Below are 21,801 nucleotides of genomic sequence, written 5' to 3' on the forward strand. Positions count from 1 at the left end.
CGCGGCGGCCCTTATCGCCGGCTCAGGCTGCGTTGCCGCGGCCGGGACGCCAGCAGCCAGGACTGGACGTCTTCCAGCGGCTTTCCATCCTCGGACAGGTGATGCCGGGTCCAGCGGCCCTCGTTGTCAAGGTGCCAGCTGGAGGTGTCCGGATCCATGTAGCGGCGCAGGAGGTCCAGTACATAGGTGACGTCGTCCGGGCTGCTGAGCTGCACCAGCGCCTCTACGCGCCGGTCCAGGTTGCGGTGCATCATGTCCGCGGAGCCGATGTACACCACCGGGTCGCCGCCGTTGGCGAAGGCGAACACCCGCGAGTGCTCCAGGAACCGGCCCAGGATGGAACGGACCGTGATGTTGTCGCTGAGGCCGGGGACGCCGGGCCGCAGCGAGCAGATGCCGCGGACCACCACGTCCACCTTCACGCCGGCCTGGGATGCGCGGTACAGGGAATCGATAATGGCTTCGTCCACCATCGAGTTCACCTTGATCTGGACATGCCCGGGAATGCCGGCGCGGGCATTGCGGATCTCGGTTTCGATCCGGTCGATGAGGCCGGAGCGCACGGAGCGCGGTGCCACCAGCAGGCGCTTGAAGGTCGACTTGGGGGCGTAGCCGGAAAGCTGGTTGAACAGCTTGGAAAGGTCCTGTCCCACCTGGTCGTCGGCCGTCAGCAGGCCCAGGTCCTCGTAGTAGCGGGCCGTGCGCGGGTGGTAGTTGCCGGTGCCGATGTGGCAGTAGCGGCGCAGGCCGTCCACTTCCTGCCGGACCACCAGGGACAGCTTGCAGTGCGTCTTGAGGCCCACGATTCCGTACACCACGTGCACGCCGGCCTGCTCCAGTTTGCGGGCCCAGGAAATGTTGGCCTGCTCATCGAACCGGGCCTTGATTTCCACCAGGGCCAGCACCTGCTTGCCGGCTTCCGCCGCGTCGATCAGGGCATCCACGATGGGGGAGTCGCCGGAGGTACGGTACAGGGTCTGCTTGATGGCCTGGACCTTCGGGTCGGCCGCGGCCTGCTCCAGGAACGCCTGCACGGAGGTGGAGAACGAATCGTACGGGTGGTGCAGCAGGATGTCCCGGCGCCGCATGGCAGCAAACACATTGGCTGCCTTGGACGTTTCGGATTCGTTCAGGTACCGGGAGGTGTGCGGGACGTGCTTGGGGTAGTGCAGGTCCGCCCTGTCGATGCCGGCAATGACGGAGAGACCCCGCATGTCCAGGGGGGCGGGTACCGAGTACACCTCCGACTCCTCAACGCCCAGCTCACGGATCAGCAGCGCCCGGATGTTGGGGTTGATGTCGTTGGTGACCTCCAGCCGGACGGGCGGCCCGAACCGGCGGCGGAGGAGTTCCTTCTCCAGGGCCTGCAGGAGGTTCTCGGCGTCGTCCTCCTCCACCTCCACGTCCTCGTTGCGGGTGACGCGGAAGGTGTGGTGTTCCAGGACCTCCATGCCGGGGAAGAGCTTGTCCAGGTGGACGGCGATGACTTCCTCAAGGGCGATGAACCGTGCCACCCGGCCCGGCACCGCGCCGGCGCGGGGACCGTCAATGGAGATCAGGCGCGGGAGCTGGTCCGGCACCTTGACGCGCGCGAAAAGTTCCTTGTCGCTGACCGGGTTCCGGACCACCACGGCGAGGTTCAGGGACAGGCCCGAAATGTAGGGGAACGGGTGCGCCGGATCCACGGCGAGCGGGGTCAGGATGGGGAAGACCTTTTCCGCGAACATGACGCTGAGCTGCTGCTGGGCGGCGTCGTCCAGTTCGCCCCACTGCATGACGTGAATGTGCTCATAGGCCAGCGCGGGCCGGATCTGCTCGGCGAAAACCTGCGCATGCCGCTGCTGGAGCCGGTGGGCTTCCTCGCTGATCCGTTCCAGCACCTCGACGGGGCTGAGGCCGGCGGGGGAGGGGACGGCCAGGCCGGTGGCGATGCGCCGCTTGAGGCCGGCCACGCGGACCATGAAGAATTCGTCAAGGTTGGAAGCGAAGATGGACAGGAAGCTGACCCGTTCCAGCAGGTGGAGGGTGGGGTCTTCGGCCAGCTCCAGCACCCGGGAATTGAACGCAAGCCAGCTCAGCTCACGGTCCAGGAACCGGTCCGGCCGGATGTCGCCTTCGGGCTGCAGGTTCGGGGCGAATTCGGGAATGTCGATGCGGTCCTGTGTGGCCCTGGATGCCGGTACCTCGGAGGAGCCGAAGCGGGCCCGGGGCACCGCAACATCCTGGGACGTGGCTGTTCCGGACGGTTCCGGGTTCATGGCTTCTCCTTTGGCTGGCGCTTCAGTGCCGGCGCCTGCGCACTGCGCGGCTCCATGTCAACCTTACAAGCATTGACCGGCCCGACGGCCGTTGTTTTACGCCGTGCCAGCCATTGTTCCGCGCACCCTGCCTACCCGCCGGCCGGGCCGTACATGACGTCCATGTCCCACCGCGTAAAGCCGAGCCGGCGGTACAGCGCCACCGCCGCCGTGTTGTCCGCATCCACGTAAAGCATGACGGCCTTTAAACCGGAGTCGCGGAGGTATTTGATGCCGGCTATGGTCAACGCTTTGCCCAGGCCCATGCCCTGGGCCTCCGGCGTCACTCCCACCACGTACACCTCGCCGATCGCGGGGTGTTCGCCGTGCCGGGGGTGGACCTTGGTCCAGTGGTAACCCAGCAGCCGTCCGTCCCGGCCCTCGGCCAGGAGGAAACCAGAGGAGTCGAACCAGTCTTCCGCCATGCGCGCGTCGAGGTCGGCCCTGGTGAGGCCCCCCTGCTCGGGGTGGTGGGCGAAGGCGGCGCGGTTGGCGGCCAGCCAGGCGTCCTCATCCTGGCCGGGGACGAAGGAACGGATGGCCACGCCCTCCGGGAGGGCGGCGTCGGGCAGGTCCACGCCCGTCGTCGTCATCCGCATCTTCCACAGTTCGCGCACCGGCGCGTATCCATAGCGGGCGGCAAGATCGGCCGCGGCCTCGTGGTTGCCGTGGGACCACGCCTTGAGGCCGGCGAAGCCCCTGGCCTCCTTCAGCGCCCCCACCAGCCGGTCCGCCACGCCCTGGTTGCGGTAGGAGGGGTGCACGGCGATTTCCAGGATGCCGTTTCCGTCCGGCTCTTCAACCACGACGGCGAATCCGGCCAGGTCCTGTCCCGTCGCCGGATCGGAGTCCTCATCCGGCGCGTAAAGGGCCAGGGTCAGCAGCGTATGTTCCGCGGAGTCCCCGGCCCGCATGGTCACCAGGGTCTGTTCGGATATTGAAGGATTGCCGTCCGATTCCTCAGCCGCCGCAAGGAGGTCGCGGCAGTCTTTCAGCAGCTGCTGGTCCACCCCGCCCCGGACGGCATGGACGGGCCACTTCTGCGGATGCGCTGGAGTCATGAGCCAAGGCTATACGCCGTCGGCGGTCCAGGTCAGGCCTCGGTGAGTTCATCTTCCTGCTGGCGGACCAGGGTGAGGCGGTAGCCCACGTTCCTGACCGTGCTGATCAGGTTCTCGTGGTCCGCGCCGAGCTTGGCCCGCAGCCGCCGGACGTGCACGTCCACGGTGCGCGTGCCGCCGTAGTAGTCATAGCCCCACACTTCGGTCAGCAGCTGCTGCCGGGTGAAAACGCGGCCGGGGTGCTGCGCCAGGTACTTCAGGAGTTCAAACTCCTTGAAGGTCAGGTTCAACGGCGCCCCGTTGACCCGGGCCGTGTAGCTTGCCTCATCGATCACCACGCCGGCGGCGCGGATTTCACTGGGGGTGTCTTCCTGTTCGGGTACCGCCCGGGCGACGGAGAGCCGGATGCGGGCTTCCACCTCGGCGGGCCCGGCGGAGTCCAGGACGATGTCGTCAACGGCCCAGGCCGAGGACACCGCCGCCATGCCACCTTCGGTAAGGATCAGGACCAGCGGCGCGCTGAGGCCCGTGGCCTTCAGGAGCTGGGTGAGGGAGCGGGCGCCCACCAGGTCCTTGCGGGCATCGAGCAGGACAATGTCGCACGGGTCTGTTTCAAGGAGGGCCGTCGGCTCGGCAGGGAGGATATGGACCCTGTGGTTCAGCAGCTCCAGGGCAGGCAGGATGTCCACCGAAGAACCGGTGCTGTTGGTCAGTAACAGGATGTGCGACATTGTTCCTCCAAGGGCCGTCCGCGCATCGTTGGGCGACTGAACCGGATTCTCACCGGCCGGTACTGGCTTCCTGCGGAAGGTTTTGGTCCGTCAGCGAGCCGCCGGACAGCCACCCCAGCAGGGAGCGTAGCTGAACCTTGAGTATACCTGTGAGGCCCCGTCCAGCCACAGATTCGGGGCGGTGGAAGGCACGTTTTGCGACATATCCAGTTCACATAAGGCAGGATTGGACCAGGGCGCACCTGCCCTGCCGTGAGGGGGCTGACCAGCCTTCCGGCCGATCGCCAGGATGGGAAAACAGCGCAGTGAGTGCACCGACGAAGCACAGGCCGGGCCCCGCATGACGCCGGAACTGCAGGCGCCAGTGCGTTCGCTTGGCTCCTGGACCGTCGGCGTCGTCGGGATTGCCGGCCTCGTCGCCATCATCGCAGGGGTCTACGCCTCGCCGGAAGCGCTCGTGGTGGTGGGCGTCCTGATCGCCGCCGCGGTGGGTATCGGGTGGCCGCATTTCCTTCGGATTCCCGCCAAGAAGACCCTCGCCGCCGTCATTGCGTTGCCTGGCGCAGCGGCCGCCGTGGCCGCCGGCCTGGCGCCGGCCCCCGGGTACCTGGACTGGACGCCGGCTTTCGTCGCCTTGGGAATGATGGCAGTTTTCGTGGTGCAGCTGATCCGGGGCACCGGGCAGGCGCAGCGGCTGGAGTCCACGCTCGGGTGCTGCGCCGGGGTCCTGCTGTCCTGCCTGGGCGCCGGCTGGATTGCCGGCTCCAGGTTCAACGGGGTCCGCGAGATGCTCCTGGTGGCGGCGATCAGCGCCGCAGTGGCCCTGCTGGCCGGACTTATCCGCTGGCCGGACAGCATCGTGGCCCCACTCGGAGTGGTGCTCGCCGGCCTGGCCGGACCGCTTGCCGGGCTGGTCCTGTCGGACATCGCCGTCCTGCCGGCCGCCGTCTTCGGCGTGGTTGTCGGCGCAGTCCTGGCGAGCTTCCGGCGGCTGGCCACGCTCCGCGGCGCTCCGCTGAACATCCCGGCCGCGCTGGGCATGGGCCTTGCCCCTGTCTCGGCGGTCGGATCCCTCGCTTACTTCATAGACAAACTACTCATCTACTAACGGGTTAGGATGGCACCATGTCCGTACTTGCTTTTGAAATCTTCTTCCTTGTCCTGCTCGGCGTTGCGAGCCTCTCCATGGCCTGGTTCGCCGGTTTTGTGGTCTACCGCCTCTTCAAGGGTCAGAAGTAGCCACCCCTTTCCCAGGACCGGCCGTATCTGGAGGTAAGACCAATGCCCATTGAGATTCCTACAGACCTGACCCCCGAACTCGTCCCCCTTTCCTGGCTCATCGGTGAGTGGGAAGGACGGGGCCGGCTGGGCAGCGGCGACGAGGATTCCGAACACTTCCTGCAGCACGTCTCCTTCACCCACAACGGCCTGCCGTACCTGCAGTACCGGGCCGAGAGCTGGCTGACCGACGACGAAGGCACCCGCCTCCGTCCGTTGACGGTGGAGACAGGCTTCTGGGCCCTGGAGCGCAAGCAACTCGACGCCGACGGCGGTCCCGGCCTGGTCCCAGCGGACATCGTGCCGGTGCTGAAAAGTGCCGACGAGGTTGAAGCACTGCGCAACAAGGACGGTGGCTTCGACATTTCGGTGTCCATCTCGCACCCCGGCGGAATCTCGGAGCTGTACTACGGCCAGATCAAGGGCCCCCAGGTCCAGCTGACCACCGACATGGTGATGCGCGGCAGCCACTCCAAGGACTACAGCGCCGCCACCCGTATTTTCGGTTTGGTGGACGGCAACCTGTTGTGGCGGTGGGACGTGGCCACCGGCGGCGAGGCAGGAAAGGGCCTGGAGGCACACGCTTCCGCGTTCCTCCACAAGGTCTCATGACCAGATAAGGGGTCCTCCGGACCCATAAGAGGGGAGCGGAACCTTGGACGGAAGCAATGGCGAAGCAGCAGCATCGCCGGCCGATTACAGCGACCTGAAGGCCGTCTTCTTCAACGGCACGCTTAAGAAGTCGCCCCAGACCTCCAACACCGATGGGCTGATCCGCATCAGCCGCCGGATCATGGAAAAATACGGCGTCAGCACCCGTGTGATCCGTACCGTAGACCACGACATTGCCAGCGGCGTCTACCCTGACATGACCCAGCACGGCTGGGCCACTGACGAGTGGCCGCAGCTTTACCCCGCGGTCCAGGAAGCCGACATCGTGGTGGTGGCCGGCCCCATCTGGCTGGGGGACAATTCGTCCCAGACCAAGAAGCTGATCGAACGCCTCTACGCCCACTCCGGCGAGCTCAACAGCAAAGGCCAATGGGCGTTCTATCCCAAGGTCGGCGGCTGCCTGATCACCGGAAACGAGGACGGCATCAAGCACTGCGCCATGAACGTCCTCTACAGCCTGCAGCACATCGGCTTCAGCATTCCGCCCCAGGCCGACGCCGGGTGGATCGGGCCCGTTGGGCCTGGTCCGAGCTACCTTGATGAAGGCTCCGGTGGTCCGGAAACTGACTTCACCAACCGGAACACGACGTTCATGACCTGGAACCTGCTGCACCTTGCCCGGACCCTGAAGGACGCCGGCGGATATCCCGCCTACGGGAACCTTCCCGGCGAATGGGCTGCCGGCACAAGGTTCGATTTCGAAAATCCGGAATATCGCTGATCTCCAAGGACTTCTACTTCATATGACTACGCCCAGCCCTCTGTTGTCGCGCCCCGGCGCGGTCGAAGCCACCGGCCCTGACGCAGGAGTCGCCGCCCACTACGGCGAGCCGCTGCGCGAGCAGCGTGCCCTCGCAGCCGGAAGCGCCGTCGTCGACCTTTCCCACCGCGGCGTGGTCACCGTCACCGGTCCGGACCGGCTCAGCTGGCTCAATACCTTGTCCTCCCAGCAGGTGGCTGCCCTGAAACCGGGGGAGTCCAGCGAACTGCTGCTCCTCAGCGTGCAGGGCCGCATCGACTTTGACGCCCGCGTTGTTGATGACGGTGAAGCCACCTGGCTGATCGTCGAGGCCGCAGAGGCCGCCCCGCTGGCCGACTACCTTAACCGCATGAAGTTCATGCTGCGGGTGGAGATCGCCGACGTTTCCGCCGACTGGGCGGTTGTGGGCAGCACCCGGGCCGTGCCCGAATGGTCCGGCCACCTCGCCTGGCAGGACCCCTGGCCGCACGTCTCCGCCGGCGGATACTCCTACGCCACCGTCTCCGAGGAGAACCATCCCGGGCTTGAACGCCCCTGGTTCGAGTACCTCATCCCCTCCGCCGGGCTGGAGGACGCCGTTGCCGGCCGCGCGTTGGCCGGCGTGCTCGCCGCCGAGGCTCTCCGGGTTGCCGCGTGGCGCCCCAGGATCGGGGCCGAGACGGATGACAAAACGATCCCGCACGAACTGGACCTGCTGCGCACCGCCGTGCATCTGGCCAAGGGCTGCTACAAGGGACAGGAAACCATCGCCCGCGTCCACAACCTCGGCCACCCGCCGCGCCGGCTGGTATTTCTGCAGCTGGACGGTTCCCAGCACACCCTGCCCGCCGCCGGCAGCCCCGTCATGGCCGGGGAACGGAAAGTGGGCACCGTGACGTCCGTGGCGCAGCACTACGAAATGGGCCCGGTCGCATTGGCAGTCATCAAGCGTTCCGTGGCCCCGGATGACATACTGACGGTCCTGGACGGCGACGAGCCGTACCCCGCCGCCCAGGAACTCATCGTCGCCCCGGACGCCGGCCAGGTAGTGGGGCGCCAGACCGGATTCCTGAGGGGGCCACGCTGATGATTGGAAACACACCTGCAGGCGCGCCAACCGAGGCAGTTGAAGGGCCCGACGACGACGCCCTGGCTTTGGCACACACGCTCTTCCAGGCTGCCCGGGACGGAAGTGACGAGCTGCTGGGTGCCTACCTGGACGCCGGCGCGCCCGCCACCATGACCAACGCCGCCGGTGACTCCCTGCTCATGCTGGCCGCCTACCACGGCCACGCCGGGACCGTGCAGCTGCTCCTGCAGCACGGTGCCGACGCCAACACCGCCAACGACAGGGGCCAGACGCCCCTCGCAGGGGCGGCGTTCAAGGGCTACACGGATGTGGCCGGGGTCCTGCTGGGTGCCGGTGCGGATCCGGACGCCGGTTCGCCGTCGGCACGGGCTGCGGCACAGATGTTTGCGCGCACGGAGATCCTGGACCTCCTGGGCTAGCCTTACCCGGGTTTCCGCCCGGCACCAATAAAAACTCCTGAAGGATGACCGAGTGGAAAACGTAGAAAAGCCCTGGCCGGCGTTGTGGTCCCTGGTGATCGGGTTCTTCATGATCCTGATCGACAGCACCATCGTGTCGGTAGCCAACCCGCGGATCATGGAGGGCCTCAACGCCGATATCAACTCGGTGATCTGGGTGACCAGCGCCTACCTGCTGGCGTATGCCGTGCCGCTTCTCATTACAGGCCGGCTGGGTGACAGGTTCGGGCCCAAGCGGCTCTACCTGCTGGGCCTGGTGGTCTTCACGGCCGCCTCCCTGTGGTGCGGCCTGGCCAGCAACGTGGAGACCCTCATTGCGGCCCGCGTGCTGCAGGGCCTCGGCGCGGCGGTCATGACGCCCCAGACCATGGCCGTCATCACCCGGATCTTCCCGCCTGACCGCCGCGGTGCGGCCATGGCCATCTGGGGTGCCACCGCCGGCATGGCAACCCTCGTGGGCCCCATCCTCGGCGGAGTCCTGGTGGACGGCCTTGGCTGGGAATGGATCTTCTTCATCAACGTTCCCATCGGCGTCGTCGGCTTCATCCTGGCCCTGCGCAATGTCCCGGCCCTGAGTACCCACCCGCACCGGTTCGACATCCCGGGCGTGCTGCTCAGCGCCGTCGGGCTCTTCCTGCTGGTCTTCGGCATCCAGGAAGGCGAGACCTACAACTGGGGCACCATCACGGGGCCCATCAGCGTGTGGGGACTGATCATCGCCGGTCTCGTCGTCCTGGCCGCGTTCGTGGCATGGCAGCGGTTCAACAAGGGCGAGCCCCTGCTTCCGCTGGGCCTGTTCCGCGACCGGAACTTTTCCCTCGCCAACCTGGGCATCACCATGGTGGGCTTCACCGTGACGTCCTTCAGCCTGCCGCTGATCTTCTACTACCAGCTGGTCCGTGGCTTGACTCCCACCCAGTCGGCCCTCCTGATGGTGCCCATGGCGCTGATCTCGGGCGGCATGGCACCGGTCGTGGGCAAAATCGTTGACCGGGTCAACCCGAAATACCTGGCAGCCGGCGGCCTGACGCTCATGGCTGTGGCGCTGGTATGGAATGGCCTGCTGATGCAGCCCGATACGCCCATCCTGCTGTTCCTGCTGCCCAGCGCCGTCCTGGGCTTCGCCAACGCGGGCATCTGGGCTCCCCTGAGCACTACCGCCACCCGGAACCTTCCGCCGCGCCAGGCCGGTGCGGGCTCCGGCGTCTACAACACCACACGCCAGTTCGGCGCGGTGCTGGGCAGCGCCGCGATCGCTGTCCTCATCCAGTCCCGGCTCGCCGCCGAGCTCCCGTCCGGCGGCCCGGCAGGGGAGGGCATGGGCATGGGCGGGGGCACCCTTCCCGAGTTCCTGCACGGAGGATTTTCGACGGCGATGGCACAGTCGATCCTCCTGCCCGCCGCGGTGGTCCTGGTGGCCGCAGCCGTTGCGCTGTTCTTCGCCAAACCGCAGCCCGTCCAGGGCTGGGGCGGCCAGGATGGCCGGCAGGACGAGGGCTCAGCGAAGGTGGACGCTGGTCTGGATTCCGCCGGCTGAGAGACCCATTTTCCGCGCCAGCGCCAGGCAGCCGGTATTGCTGACGTCCGCACGCCACTGGAGCGTGAGGCCGGCGGCGAGGGCCTCGTGCGCGGCGATGGACCCCGCCAGGGACCCCAGGCCGCGGCGACGCCAGTCCGGATCCACCAGCACTCCCATGTTGGCCAGCAGCCCCTCCCATTCCCCATAGGCCCCGCAGGCCAGGGGGACGCGCCTGCCGTCCAGCTCATGCACGATCGTGTAGCGGTTTTCGAGCCCGGACAAGCCCACCTCGTTGACGTCGTCGGGCGGGCACCTGCCCTCCAGCTCGATCGCCTCCGGATTCCCGTGCGAAACCGTCAGTTCCTCGGACGGCTGCTGGAGCGGCAGGTCGTCGGCGAAGAACAGGGCCGCGGCCCCGAGCCCATGGCCGCCCTGCTCCCTGGTGAGTTTCAGGAGCGTGACGTGCTGGGCCATTTCTTCGTCCGGAATAGCGGCCGCGGCGTCGATGACGGCCTGCGGTCCCACCAGCACGGAGCTTCCGAACAGCCTCACGAAGTCGACGGTCCGGGCCGATTCGTCGGCCCGGACGATCCGTTCCCCGGTGGACAGGGCGTCACCGAATGCGTCGTCGTCGAGGCCCAGCCGGCGTGCCCACGCCAACTGGATGATGGCCGCTGAGCCGGGGTCGAGTGTCATGCTCCCAGCCTAGGGCGGCCCGGAGGCTTAGCCGAACAGGACCGCTGCTTCGTCGTAGCGGTTTTGCGGGACGGTCTTGAGCTGGCCCAGCGCCTCCTCGAAGGCGACATGCTGGATGTCGGTGCCCTTGAGTGCCACCATGGTGCCCCAGTAGCCTTCCACCACGGAGTCGATGGCGGCCATGCCCAGCCGGGTGGCAAGGACTCGGTCGAAGGCGGACGGGACGCCGCCGCGCTGGATGTGCCCCAGGATGGTGGCGCGGGTTTCGATGCCGGTGCGGGCCTCGAGTTCGGGGGCCAGCTGGTCCGCGATGCCGCCCAGGCGGGGGCGGCCGAAGGTGTCCAGGCCGCGCTCGGAGTGCGGGCTTTCCATGTGTTCAGGCACGAAGCCTTCAGCCACCACGACCAGGGGCGCGCGGCCGCGGGCCTGGGCTTCCTTAACCCACTCTGTGATCTGTTCGATGCTGACCTTCTGTTCCGGGATCAGGATGGCGTGCGCGCCGGCGGCCATGCCCGCGTGCAGGGCGATCCAGCCCACGTGCCGGCCCATGACCTCCGCGATCATGCAGCGGTGGTGGGACTCGCCGGTGGTCCGGAGCCGGTCGATGGCCTCGGTGGCGATCTGCACGGCGGTGTCGAAACCGAAGGTGTAGTCGGTGGCGTCGAGGTCGTTGTCCACGGTCTTGGGGACGCCCACGATCTTCAGCCCGGCGTCGGTCAGCCGCTTGGCCGCGGCCAGGGTGCCTTCGCCGCCGATGGCGATGATGGCGTCGATGCCCAGCCGGTCCATGTGGGCTTTGATGGCCTCGGGGCCGCCGCCGTTCTCGAACGGGTTGGTGCGGGAGGTGCCCAGGATGGTGCCACCCTGCTTGGCGATGCCGCGGACCATGGTGCGGGGAATATCGATGATGTCCCCTTCCACCACGCCCCGCCAGCCATCACGGAATCCGACGAACTCCTGGCCGTGGACGGCGATGCCTTTCAGCACGGCGCCTCGGATCACGGCGTTCAGTCCGGGGCAGTCGCCACCGCTGGTAAGGATTCCAATTTTCATGTTCGGCTCAAATCCTGGGGAGAAGGTGTACAGGCAGAGCGCCACGCTGAGCTCACCTAGAAGTGTAGTGGGGTGTGTGGGGTACGACACAAACCGGTTACATGGCGAATTCCGGACGCAGGGACATGGAACGGCCCCGGCTCCCGTGGATTCTCTACGGGAGCCGGGGCCGTTCGGCCGGCGGTCAGGGCCGGTCTGTCAGGGCCGGTTCAGCGACCGGCGGTCCAGGAACGCCTGGAGCGGAATGTTGTTTTGCTGGTCGGGCAGGATTACCCAGGCCAGGACGTAGAAGACGAAGGCTGGGCCGGGGAGCAGTGCGAAAAGCAGGAAAGCGATGCGGACGTAGGCCACGTCCACGTTGAGCCTGGCCGCGATGCCGCCGCAGACACCGCCGAGCCACCGCTCGGGGCCGCGCCTCAGGCCGAAGCCCCTGACAATGCTGAAGAACTTATCCATGGTTCAAGACTTCCCTGTCGTTGGTTCGTTGTCACGTTTCCGGGCGGAGAGCAGGCCGCCTACCACCAGGGCCACACCTGCGCCGATCATGAGGCCGATCAGCACGTAGGTGCCGTTGAGGGTCACGATGCCCAGCTGGGCCACGATGATCAGCGCGGCCAGTGCCAGGACGATGAGTCCCCAGACCACGGTGCCCACCCGTGCGGGTGACTGCCCGCCTGTGTCCTGGCCCGCCGTCGTCGGGGTGTTGCTGTTGTCCATGTCAGTTGCCTTCCTGGATGGTGACGTTGCTGAAGGTGCCATCGATCTGCACCACCAAGTGGTTGCCCGGTTTGTCCGTGTTGTAGCTGCTTTCGCGGGTGGTGGTGCCGCCGCGCTGGCCGCTGACTTCGTTCAGGTTGCCCATGGTCATGTCCGCCTTGATGTCGACGGGTACGTTCTGCGGGATCACCACCGTGACGTTGCTTGCGGTGATGTCCAGGGGAACCACGACGTCGGACGTCAGGGGGGCGTTGGGGGAGAGGTCCGTGAGGTCCACGGTTCCCCGCCCGGCGGTGATGTCGATGCCGCCGCGTGCCTCTTCGATGCTGGCCGGGTTCCAGTCCACCTGCTGGAAGCGCACCCGTCCGTCGTCAATGGTGTTGTAGATTCCACCGGTGACCAGGGCGATCACCGCGAAGAGGCTCAGGATCCCGGACGTCCTGCCGCGGAAGCCCGCCACCAGGATGCCCAGGCCAAGGACCGCCGCCGCGCTGCCCCATACGATGGCGTTCGCGGAGCTGCCCAGGGTGATGATGTTCGCCGCGTCCAGGGCCTTGAGTCCGCCCCCAACCAGCAGGGCGGAGCCTGTGGCGATGGCCACTGCCGGAGCGCCGGGACCGGAAGGGCGTGGCTTTGGGGGCCTCGGCGGGACCCACGGGGAGGGGTAGCCGCCCTGTCCGTGGGCGGCTGACCCGGACCCGAAGCCGGAGCCTGGGCCGCCAGGCCCCGCTGGGCCGGCTGTCCCCGCAGTGCTGCTGCCGTAGGGGGGTGCCGCTGCAGGAACCGTCCCGGGAGCGGTGCCCGCGGCGAATGTCGACGCATGGGAGGTATGGGGGCTTCCCATCGGGTAGGTGCCGCCCGGGGCCGCGGTTCCTTGGCCGGCGATGGTGGGGTTGGCCTTGCTGCGCTGGGAAAGGTAGTAGATCAGGTAGATGGCGCCGCCCACCCAGAAGAGCGTCCACAGCAGGCCGCCCAGGCCGTTGTGGTTCCAGCCCCAGAAGCCGCCGCCCAGGCCGGTGAGGCCCAGGACCGTGGCGATGAGGGAGCCCGTCATGCCGCTGGACCAGCGGCCGGCCCCGGCCTCCTGGACATGGATTCTGCCGTCCGGTTCCGGAAGGAAGGCCCAGGCCAGGCCGTACACCAGCACGCCGATGCCGGCCAGGAGGGTGAGGACAATGAAGACGCCGCGGATGATGATCGGGTCCACGCCAAGCCGCTGGGCGATGCCGCTGCAGACACCGCCGATCCAGCGGTCGGTGCCTCGGTGGATCCCGTTGCTGCGGATCCAGCCGAAGAAGTCGGTGGACGGAGCCGGGGCGGGGCCGCCCTGGAATGCGTACCGCGGGGAGTCGCCCGCCGGAGGGGCCTGGGAAGGGTCCGGAGGCGTGGAGCCCGGGGACGGAAGCGGCTCGGTGGGCTGCTCGCCGGAGGTGCCGGACTGCCCGCCGGAAAGGGGTTCGGCCGGGTGACCGTCGTCAGGGGAGGGGGTCTGCGAGTTCATACCTCGATCCTCCCGTCCAGGCGCTCCTTCGCTCTACTGGGGGAAACCCTGAACCGCCCCTGAGCCGTCCCCGGGAACCGGCCGATTGCGGTCCGGGCAACCCTGATCCATGTTTGGATGGACCCATGACAACCCTTCCGGTACGGCCGCCCTTGGCACGGAGCAGCGACCGCGTCATTGCGGGGGTGTGCTCCGGCCTGGCCGTGCATATGGGCTGGCCGGTAAAGAACGTCCGCCTGGGCATGGTCCTTGCGTCCTTCGCGGGTGGTGCGGGCCTGGTCTTCTATGCGTGGCTCTGGATCATGGTGCCCACGGCGGATGAGGCCGCCCGCCGCACTGCCCGCCGTCCGGCGTCGCCCATTGCCCCAGCGGTGAGCCAGCCTGCCCCGGCACAGGCTCCCGACGCCGGAAGCCCGGAAGGTGCCGCGCGTGCGGACGCGGACGGTGGCGGCGGCCCTTCCGGCCCGCCCTGGTTCCGGGTGCAGGGCATGCGGTACGGCAAGGAAATCCTGCTGGGCTGCGGGCTCCTCCTCGTGGCCGGCATCATGGTTGCCCAGCTGCTGGGCGTGGATGTGTCCCTCGGAACCCTGATCCCGGCTGCCGCTGTCCTGGGCGGTGCCTCGATCGCGTGGATGCAGCTGGATGAGACCCGGCGCGCAGGGCTGGTGGACAAGACCAAGGCGGACCAGGCCGGAGGGTGGGGGCGGCTTGCTGCCGGCCTGGCCCTGGTGGTGGCCGGGGTGCTGGTGATGGTCTCCGGTTCGGGTTCCTGGGAGCAGACCTGGCTTGCGCTGCTCGCGTCCGTGGCCGTCCTGGGCGGCGTGGTGCTGGTCCTGCTGCCCTGGGCCCTGAAGTTCTGGCGTGACCTGGAAGCGGAGCGCGCCGGCCGGATCCGGGAGACGGAACGTGCCGAGATCGCCGCCCACCTCCATGACTCCGTGTTGCAGACCCTCGCCTTGATCCAGCGGCGGGCGGGCAACGAGCACGACGTCGTGCGCCTGGCCCGTGCCCAGGAACGGGAGCTGCGTGGCTGGCTGTTCCAGGATCCGGGCCGCGAAAGCGGACAGCTTTCGGACCGGATCAAGGCCGTTGCCGGCGAAGTGGAGGATCTCCTGGGCCACGCCGTGGAGGTGGTCACGGTGGGTGACGCCGCCATGGACGAGGCACACGAGGCCCTCGTCCAGGCAAGCCGGGAAGCCATGCTCAACGCCTCCCGCCACGGCGGCGGGACGGTATCGGTCTACCTTGAAGCCTCGGATGGACAGGCCGAGATCTTCATCAAGGACAGGGGGCCGGGATTCGAGCTGGGGGACGTTCCAGCGGACCGGCTCGGCGTCCGGGAATCCATCATCGGCAGGATGAAGCGGCACGGCGGATCGGCCACCATCCTCAGCACCGGCGAGGGCACCGAGGTCCGCCTCAGGGTCCCGGCCGCAGCGGACCACGCGGAAGGAAAATCATGAACACAGCCCAGGGACCAGGTACCCGGCCGGCCAACTCGGCCCGGGTGGTCATCGTGGACGACCACGCCATCTTCCGGTCCGGACTGAAAGCAGACCTTGACGCCAGCATCCAGGTGGTGGGGGAAGCGGCCACCGTTGAGCAGGCCATCGCCGTGATCGCCCAACAGCGGCCCGACGTCGTCCTCCTGGATGTGCACCTGCCCGGCGGCCTGGGCGGCGGGGGACGGGAAGTCATCGCCGGCTCCGCCGCGCTCCTATCCAGCACCCGGTTCCTGGCCCTCAGCGTCTCGGACGCGGCGGAGGACGTGGTTGCCGTCATCCGGGCCGGGGCGCGCGGCTATGTCACCAAGACCATCTCCGGGGCGGAAATCACCGACGCCGTGTTCCGCGTGGCCGGCGGCGACGCTGTCTTCTCGCCCCGGCTTGCCGGATTCGTGCTGGACGCGTTCGGCACCGCCCCCGCGGACATCGCCGACGATGAACTGGACAAGCTCTCAGCCCGCGAACTGGAGGTCATGCGGCTCATCGCCCGCGGCTACAGCTACAAGGAGGTGGCCAAGGAGCTCTTCATCAGCATCAAGACCGTGGAAACCCATGTGTCGGCGGTGCTGCGGAAGCTCCAGCTTTCCAGCCGCCACGAACTCACCAAGTGGGCGGCTGAACGCCGCCTCCTCTAACCTCGACCCCCGCTCACTTTTGGCAGCCATTTCCCCAACGCCCCATCACCTTTGGCAGCTTAAATCCAAACGCCCGCTCACTTTCTCCAAGAAGGTGAGCGGGCGTTTGGTTTTTCCCTGCGAAAAGTGAGCGGGCGTCTTACTGGGCCTTGCCCAGAAAGTCCTGCAGCCGCTGCACGCCCGTGGCGAGATCCTCGTCGCCCAAGGCGTAGGAGAGGCGGAGGAAACCGGAGGGGCCGAAGGCTTCGCCCGGAACCACTGCCACTTCAACCTCGTCGAGGATCAGCGAGGCCAGCTCTGCGGAGGTCTGGGGCGTGGCCGTGCCGGACGCGGTGGGGAACTCCTTGCCCAGCAGCGCACGGACGTCCGCGTACACGTAGAAGGCGCCCTTCGGCGTCGGGCATTCCACGCCCTCAATGGCGTTCAACCCCGCGACGATGGCCTTGCGGCGGCGGTCGAAGGCGACCTTCATCTCGTCAACAGCGGTGAGGGGACCGGATACGGCGGCAAGGGCAGCGATCTGCATGATGTTGGACACGTTGGACGTGGCGTGGGACTGCAGGTTGGTGGCCGCCTTGATGACATCCGCCGGGCCGATCATCCAGCCCACCCGCCAGCCGGTCATGGCGTAGGTCTTGGCCACGCCGTTGAGGATGACCACCTTGTCGCCCAGTTCAGGTGCAACGGTGGCAATGGAGGTGAACGGGACGCCGTCATAGGTCAGGTGCTCGTAGATTTCGTCCGTGACCACCCACAGCCCCTTGGATGCTGCCCACTTGCCGATCTCCGCAACCTGCTCTGGGGAGTACACGGCGCCGGTGGGGTTCGACGGCGAGACGAACAGCAGGATCTTGGTGCGGTCCGTCAGGGCTGCTTCGAGCTGCTCCACAGTCACCAGGTAATCCTGTTCGGGCCCGGCGAAGACTTCCACGGGGACCCCGCCCGCCAGCCGGATGGCCTCCGGGTAGGTGGTCCAGAACGGGGCGGGGACAAGGACTTCGTCGCCCGGATCCACCAGGGTGGCAAAGGTGTTGTAGACGGCCTGCTTGCCGCCGTTGGTGACCAGTACCTGCGAGGGGTCCACCGTGTAGCCGGAGTCGCGCAGGGTCTTCTCCGCGATGGCCTTCTTCAGTTCGGGCAGCCCGCCGGCGGGGGAGTAGCGGTGGTACTTCGGCTGGCCCGCGGCCTCGATGGCCGCCTGGACAATGTAGTCCGGGGTGGGGAAATCCGGCTCGCCCGCACCGAAACCAATAACCGGCCGGCCAGCTGCCTTCAGCGCCTTGGCCTTGGCGTCGACGGCCAGGGTTGCGGATTCGGCAATTGCGGAAATGCGTTGGGAAACGCGGGCGGAAGACATTGGCAGGTCCGTTCTTCGCTTGCAGCCCGGAGGCTGGAATGTGGGATTCGACGAGTTCTACTCTATGCTGTTCACCGGACCCTCCGGGGTGCCGGTTCTGATTTATGACTGCTCAGTGCAGCACGTGTCGAACCGGACTTTGGATGGGCCGGAACGGGCTGGTTTTACCTACGCGAAGTTCTTGCGTAGACTGGTTCACCGGTGTTGAAACACAGATGATGGCGTGCGCCCCAGCTCCAGCTGGTGGTTGGTCATCACAGAGTGGGATTCACTCCATAGGGTAGTGGCGCAATTGGTAGCGCAGCGGTCTCCAAAACCGCAGGTTGCAGGTTCGAGTCCTGTCTGCCCTGCGCAAGCTGCTCCGGGCGAAAGCCCGGAGCAGGCGCAGCAACCATGGTTCTGATCAGGGCCGGGTAATCCACCATTGCAAAGATGAGCGAGGACCAGGTGACCGAAACAGCTGCCAGCAGCTCCAAGGGCCGCCCAGCTAAGAAGGAAGCCAAGGCAAACTTCTTCGCCCGTGTTGCACTCTTTGTCCGCCAGATCATCGGCGAACTGAAGAAGGTTGTTGCCCCCACCCGCAAGGAACTGATCAACTACACGCTCGTGGTGCTGGTGTTCGTGACCATCATGATGGTCATCGTCAGCCTGCTGGACATCGGTTTTGGAACCGCTGTCAGCTGGATCTTCGGCGGCACCGGCCCCAAGGACAGCTAAGGCTGAACGGTCCGCAGGCCGCGTGTTTCACCCGGGGAACCGGGACGAAGCGCCGGCGTGCGGAATTGAGCCATTTAAATAGGCATGTTAGGCAATGAGGAAGCAGGAGACCAAGTGTCTGAGCAGGAGCTCGAGGTAACCGAGACTGGGCTGGAAGAAACCCCGGACATCGCGGCAGAAGCCGGTGAAGAGTCCGAGGCCGAGTCCTCCATGCCCGAATCCGACGACGCCGCCTCCGACGCAGCAATTGCTGACGCTGACGAAGCCGCGGAATCGGACGTTGACGGTGAAGACGAACCCGCTGACGCCCTAGCCGCCGCTGCAGCCACCGCTGCCGCTGATCCCGCCGAGGAGTTCAAGGCCAAGCTGCGCCGCCAGGAAGGTGACTGGTACGTCATCCACTCCTACGCCGGTTATGAAAACCGCGTGAAGGCCAACCTTGAAACCCGCATCCAGACCCTGGACATGGAAGATTACATTTTCGAAATCCAGGTGCCCATGGAAGAAGTCGTGGAAATCAAGAATGCGCAGCGCAAGGTGATCAACCGCGTCCGCATCCCCGGCTACGTCCTGGTCCGCATGGACCTGACTGACGCTTCCTGGGGCGCCGTCCGCCACACCCCCGGCGTTACCGGCTTCGTGGGCAACGCCCATAACCCGGTCCCGCTGCGCCTCGACGAGGTCTTCTCCATGCTCGCCCCTGTCTTCGAGGAAGAGCAGGCCGAGAAGGGCAAGCCGGTCAACAAGCAGAACCAGGTTCCCGTGGCCGTCGACTTCGAGGTCGGCGAATCCGTCATCGTCAAGGAAGGTCCGTTCGAGACCCTTCCCGCCACGATTTCGGAGATCAAGCCCGAGTCCCAGACCCTCGTGGTGCTGGTCTCCATCTTCGAGCGCGAAACGCCGGTCACCCTGGCGTTCAACCAGGTCACCAAGATCTGAGAATCCTAGAATTCGTCCCGGCGCCGCCCGCTTAGTGGCGCCGGAACGGCCGGCCGCCTTGCCATGGCGGCCAAAAACCTGAGGCACGCTCCTGTGTCCCAGGACGTTATTGAGAGAAGGACCCTACATTGGCTCCCAAGAAGAAGGTCACCGGCCTCATCAAGCTGCAGATCCAGGCAGGTGCCGCCAACCCGGCCCCGCCGATCGGTCCTGCGCTTGGCCAGCACGGTGTCAACATCATGGAATTCTGCAAGGCGTACAACGCTGCAACGGAAGCCCAGCGCGGAAACGTCATCCCCGTGGAAATCACGGTCTACGAGGACCGTTCCTTCACGTTCATCACCAAGACCCCGCCGGCTGCAGAGCTCATCAAGAAGGCTGCAGGCGTTGCCAAGGGTTCGTCCACCCCGCACACCGTCAAGGTTGCCAAGCTGACCCAGGCCCAGGTCAACGAGATCGCCTCCACCAAGATGGAAGACCTCAACGCCACCAGCCTCGAAGGCGCAGCGAAGATCATCGCCGGCACCGCCCGCTCCATGGGCATCACCGTCGAGGGCTAACAGTCCTGACCGCAGCCCAGCGTCGGGCACGTGACGACGACGGGCAGCATCGCCGGGATACCGGCACCAAAAAATTGAAATGTTGGTCATCCGGGGCGGATAACGATCCGGATCACCGACTGTGGCAGGGCCCAGCGCGGTCCGCAGACCACAACTGCACAAGGAGAAATAAGCAGCATGGCAAAGCGCAGCAAAGCATATGAGGCAGCAGCCGCCAAGATCGACGCGGAGAAGCACTACGCACCGTTCGAGGCAGTAACGCTGGCCAAGGACAGCAACCCTTCCAAGTTCGACGCCACCGTTGAGGTCGCTTTCCGCCTCGGCGTCGATCCCCGCAAGGCTGACCAGATGGTCCGCGGCACCGTCAACCTGCCCCACGGCACCGGTAAGACGGCCCGCGTCCTGGTGTTCGCCACGGGTGACAAGGCTGAGGCCGCAATCGCAGCCGGCGCCGACTTCGTTGGCTCCGACGACCTGATCGAAAAGATCGCCGGCGGCTGGACCGACTTCGACGCCGCCGTTGCCACCCCTGACCTCATGGGCAAGGTTGGCCGCCTCGGTAAGGTCCTGGGTCCGCGTAACCTGATGCCGAACCCGAAGACGGGCACCGTGACCCCCGACGTCACCAAGGCCGTCAACGACATCAAGGGTGGAAAGATCGACTTCCGCGTCGACAAGCACTCCAACCTGCACTTCATCATCGGCAAGGTCTCCTTCGACGCCATCAAGCTGGCCGAGAACTACGCGGCAGCACTGGAAGAGGTTCTTCGCCTCAAGCCGTCCGCTGCAAAGGGCCGCTACATCCAGAAGGCAACCGTCGCCACCACGTTCGGCCCGGGCATCTCCGTGGACCCCAACGTCACCAAGGTGCTCACCGAGGCATAGTCCCGCAGTGAAGTTCCTGCTCCCGGATTGATTCCGGAGCAACCGAAGACCGTCCTGGCGCGTAAGCACCGGGGCGGTCTTCTTTTTGCCTGCTTCGCTGTGTTGGATCCGGGCGAAATGGCTGCGGGCCCGGGCGGCCGTGACATGGAATGCGGGCGGAATCCAGCATATGCTGGCGATAAATACCGCCCTTGGATTCAGGCCCGCCGGCCATGAAGGTGAGGGGCAGAAACGGCTGGGATGATGCCCGAATGGCAATAGACGTAAAGATCGAGCAGCTGTATATCCCCGATTCACTGGATGCCCCCGAGGCAGCGGACTTCCTCGCAGCCGTGGAAGTTGGCCGCAAGGTCCGCATGCAGACGTGGGGCAGCGACGACCTCGCCTATGGCCCGGAAGAGAAGCTGCTGGAATTTTCCGACCCTTACGAACGCCAACTGATCCTCGTTGCCAAAATTGACGGTGCCATCGTCGGGACGGTTGATATCGCACTGCCCCTGACCGACCACCTTGACCTCGCCGAGCTCACGCTGGACATCCTGCCTGAGTTCCAGCGTCAGGGAGTGGGGCGCCGCCTGCTGGAGGCCGCGGAACAGCTGGCCCGGGGTGAGGGCCGGACCATGATCCTGGTGGACACCAACCACCCCGGAGCATCGCTGCATGAGTTTGAACGGGCACTGGTTCCAGGCTCCGGGCAGGGGTTCGTGCCCTTGGAGAGCCGCGAAGTGGAGTTCGCCCAGAAGACCGGGTACACGCTGCAGCACATTGAGCAGTTCAGCTCCTGCCTCCTGCCGTTGGACACCAGGCTGGTGGCCGACCTGCAGGCTGAAGCCGAGGAAGCCAACAGCGGCCGCTACCGGCTGCACCACTGGACGGACCGCTGCCCCGACCGCTGGCTGGAAGCCGTGGCCGCGCTGGAGAACCAGGCCGGCGCCGACGTCGATCCGTCCCTGGATGCGCCGATCGAACAGGACATGGTATTCGACGGCGGCATCCTGCGTGAGGCGGAGGAGGTTGCCATCGCGCAGGGACGGAGGACCGTGGTCACCGCCGTCGAGTACATCGCCGCCGGGACGCTGGTGGGCCTGACCACCATCACCGTGCTGGCGCACCGTACGGACGTGGTGTTCCAGGACGACACCCTGGTCCTGCAGGAGCACCGGGGCAACAAGCTCGGGCTTTTGATTAAGCTGGCGAACATGGAACGGCTCAGCGAACAGTTCCCGGATGCGCGCATCATCTACACCTGGAACGCGCCGGAAAACCGGTACCTCCTTACGGTCAACAAGCAGCTGGGATTCCAGACGGCGGGGGTGACGGGCATCTGGCAGAAGGAACTGCCCACGCTGCACACCAGCATCAGCTGAGCGCCGATTTGGTGGACGGGTGAC

At 66.4% G+C, this 21,801-nt stretch carries 22 protein-coding genes and 1 tRNA gene; 14 read left to right on the plus strand and 9 right to left on the minus strand.

Annotated features, from left to right (window positions below; translation table 11 throughout):
• Nucleotides 1-11 precede the first annotated feature (11 nt).
• The 3 genes from HNO81_RS00945 to HNO81_RS00955 all read right to left on the minus strand — a co-directional run bounded on the left by HNO81_RS00945 (nucleotide 12) and on the right by HNO81_RS00955 (nucleotide 4,089).
• Nucleotides 12-2,258, minus strand: coding sequence for an RNA degradosome polyphosphate kinase (locus tag HNO81_RS00945; RefSeq protein ID WP_175316288.1), 2,247 nt, complete (start codon nucleotides 2,256-2,258; stop codon nucleotides 12-14).
• Between the two features lie 131 nt (nucleotides 2,259-2,389).
• Nucleotides 2,390-3,358, minus strand: a complete 969-nt coding sequence (mshD, locus tag HNO81_RS00950; RefSeq protein ID WP_175316289.1) for a mycothiol synthase — start codon at nucleotides 3,356-3,358, stop codon at nucleotides 2,390-2,392.
• A 32-nt stretch (nucleotides 3,359-3,390) separates the two neighbouring features.
• Nucleotides 3,391-4,089, minus strand: a complete 699-nt coding sequence (locus HNO81_RS00955) for a response regulator transcription factor (RefSeq protein ID WP_159631339.1) — start codon at nucleotides 4,087-4,089, stop codon at nucleotides 3,391-3,393.
• 340 nt (nucleotides 4,090-4,429) lie between these two features.
• On the opposite strand from HNO81_RS00955, the gene HNO81_RS00960 reads away from it, so the two are divergent.
• The 6 genes from HNO81_RS00960 (at nucleotide 4,430) to HNO81_RS00985 (ending at nucleotide 9,863) form a co-directional block, all read left to right on the plus strand.
• Nucleotides 4,430-5,197, plus strand: a complete 768-nt coding sequence (locus tag HNO81_RS00960) for a permease (protein WP_175316290.1) — start codon at nucleotides 4,430-4,432, stop codon at nucleotides 5,195-5,197.
• Between the two features lie 173 nt (nucleotides 5,198-5,370).
• Nucleotides 5,371-5,979, plus strand: coding sequence for an FABP family protein (locus HNO81_RS00965; RefSeq protein ID WP_175316291.1), 609 nt, complete (start codon nucleotides 5,371-5,373; stop codon nucleotides 5,977-5,979).
• A 43-nt stretch (nucleotides 5,980-6,022) separates the two neighbouring features.
• Nucleotides 6,023-6,760 (plus strand): flavodoxin family protein, encoded by a 738-nt coding sequence (locus HNO81_RS00970; protein WP_175316292.1) that lies wholly within the window; start codon nucleotides 6,023-6,025, stop codon nucleotides 6,758-6,760.
• Nucleotides 6,761-6,782: 22 nt separating this feature from the next.
• Nucleotides 6,783-7,865: a folate-binding protein YgfZ gene (locus HNO81_RS00975; protein WP_175316293.1), complete on the plus strand. Its 1,083-nt coding sequence runs from the start codon at nucleotides 6,783-6,785 to the stop codon at nucleotides 7,863-7,865.
• Nucleotides 7,865-8,287: an ankyrin repeat domain-containing protein gene (locus HNO81_RS00980; RefSeq protein ID WP_175316294.1), complete on the plus strand. Its 423-nt coding sequence runs from the start codon at nucleotides 7,865-7,867 to the stop codon at nucleotides 8,285-8,287. The genes HNO81_RS00975 and HNO81_RS00980 overlap by 1 nt, the downstream gene beginning before the upstream one ends.
• 52 nt (nucleotides 8,288-8,339) lie before the next feature.
• Nucleotides 8,340-9,863: a DHA2 family efflux MFS transporter permease subunit gene (locus HNO81_RS00985; RefSeq protein WP_175316295.1), complete on the plus strand. Its 1,524-nt coding sequence runs from the start codon at nucleotides 8,340-8,342 to the stop codon at nucleotides 9,861-9,863.
• Here HNO81_RS00985 and HNO81_RS00990 read toward each other — a convergent pair.
• The 5 genes from HNO81_RS00990 to HNO81_RS01010 all read right to left on the minus strand — a co-directional run bounded on the left by HNO81_RS00990 (nucleotide 9,825) and on the right by HNO81_RS01010 (nucleotide 13,812).
• Nucleotides 9,825-10,541 (minus strand): GNAT family N-acetyltransferase, encoded by a 717-nt coding sequence (locus HNO81_RS00990; RefSeq protein ID WP_175316296.1) that lies wholly within the window; start codon nucleotides 10,539-10,541, stop codon nucleotides 9,825-9,827. The genes HNO81_RS00985 and HNO81_RS00990 overlap by 39 nt on opposite strands.
• Before the next feature lie 27 nt (nucleotides 10,542-10,568).
• Nucleotides 10,569-11,594: a 6-phosphofructokinase gene (locus HNO81_RS00995; protein ID WP_175316297.1), complete on the minus strand. Its 1,026-nt coding sequence runs from the start codon at nucleotides 11,592-11,594 to the stop codon at nucleotides 10,569-10,571.
• Nucleotides 11,595-11,792: 198 nt separating this feature from the next.
• Nucleotides 11,793-12,050 (minus strand): PspC domain-containing protein, encoded by a 258-nt coding sequence (locus HNO81_RS01000; protein ID WP_175316298.1) that lies wholly within the window; start codon nucleotides 12,048-12,050, stop codon nucleotides 11,793-11,795.
• A 3-nt stretch (nucleotides 12,051-12,053) separates the two neighbouring features.
• Entirely contained in the window at nucleotides 12,054-12,311 is a 258-nt protein-coding gene (locus HNO81_RS01005) for a hypothetical protein (protein WP_175316299.1), read from the minus strand.
• Between the two features lies 1 nt (nucleotide 12,312).
• The gene (locus HNO81_RS01010; protein WP_175316300.1) at nucleotides 12,313-13,812 is read right to left on the minus strand and encodes a PspC domain-containing protein; all 1,500 of its coding nucleotides are present in this window, start codon (nucleotides 13,810-13,812) and stop codon (nucleotides 12,313-12,315) included.
• A gap of 125 nt (nucleotides 13,813-13,937) precedes the next feature.
• Between HNO81_RS01010 and HNO81_RS01015 the strand changes: the two genes are divergently transcribed.
• Complete coding sequence (locus tag HNO81_RS01015) at nucleotides 13,938-15,275, plus strand: ATP-binding protein (RefSeq protein ID WP_175316301.1); 1,338 nt, start codon at nucleotides 13,938-13,940, stop codon at nucleotides 15,273-15,275.
• Nucleotides 15,272-15,952, plus strand: a complete 681-nt coding sequence (locus tag HNO81_RS01020) for a response regulator transcription factor (RefSeq protein WP_175316302.1) — start codon at nucleotides 15,272-15,274, stop codon at nucleotides 15,950-15,952. Before HNO81_RS01015 ends, HNO81_RS01020 begins: the two co-directional genes overlap by 4 nt.
• Before the next feature lie 139 nt (nucleotides 15,953-16,091).
• Here the strand turns inward: HNO81_RS01020 and HNO81_RS01025 are convergent, their stop codons facing one another.
• Complete coding sequence (locus HNO81_RS01025; protein WP_175316303.1) at nucleotides 16,092-17,309, minus strand: pyridoxal phosphate-dependent aminotransferase; 1,218 nt, start codon at nucleotides 17,307-17,309, stop codon at nucleotides 16,092-16,094.
• 277 nt (nucleotides 17,310-17,586) lie between these two features.
• Here HNO81_RS01025 and HNO81_RS01030 point away from each other — a divergent pair.
• From HNO81_RS01030 to HNO81_RS01055, 6 genes are all read left to right on the plus strand, one after another.
• A tRNA-Trp gene (locus tag HNO81_RS01030) sits at nucleotides 17,587-17,659 on the plus strand.
• A gap of 82 nt (nucleotides 17,660-17,741) precedes the next feature.
• On the plus strand, nucleotides 17,742-18,026 hold the full coding sequence (gene secE, locus HNO81_RS01035) for a preprotein translocase subunit SecE (protein WP_175316304.1): 285 nt from the start codon (nucleotides 17,742-17,744) through the stop codon (nucleotides 18,024-18,026).
• 114 nt (nucleotides 18,027-18,140) lie between these two features.
• A complete protein-coding gene (gene nusG / locus HNO81_RS01040) occupies nucleotides 18,141-18,965 on the plus strand; it encodes a transcription termination/antitermination protein NusG (protein ID WP_175316305.1) in 825 nt (274 codons plus the stop codon).
• Nucleotides 18,966-19,093: 128 nt separating this feature from the next.
• Entirely contained in the window at nucleotides 19,094-19,525 is a 432-nt protein-coding gene (gene rplK / locus HNO81_RS01045; protein ID WP_018760472.1) for a 50S ribosomal protein L11, read from the plus strand.
• Between the two features lie 177 nt (nucleotides 19,526-19,702).
• Nucleotides 19,703-20,410, plus strand: a complete 708-nt coding sequence (gene rplA / locus HNO81_RS01050) for a 50S ribosomal protein L1 (protein WP_175316306.1) — start codon at nucleotides 19,703-19,705, stop codon at nucleotides 20,408-20,410.
• A 251-nt stretch (nucleotides 20,411-20,661) separates the two neighbouring features.
• Complete coding sequence (locus HNO81_RS01055; RefSeq protein ID WP_175316307.1) at nucleotides 20,662-21,777, plus strand: GNAT family N-acetyltransferase; 1,116 nt, start codon at nucleotides 20,662-20,664, stop codon at nucleotides 21,775-21,777.
• The last annotated feature ends 24 nt before the right edge of the window (nucleotides 21,778-21,801 follow it).

Origin of the sequence: Pseudarthrobacter sp. C4D7, from assembly GCF_013359725.1 — a bacterium.
Taxonomy (GTDB): Bacteria; Actinomycetota; Actinomycetes; order Actinomycetales; family Micrococcaceae; genus Arthrobacter.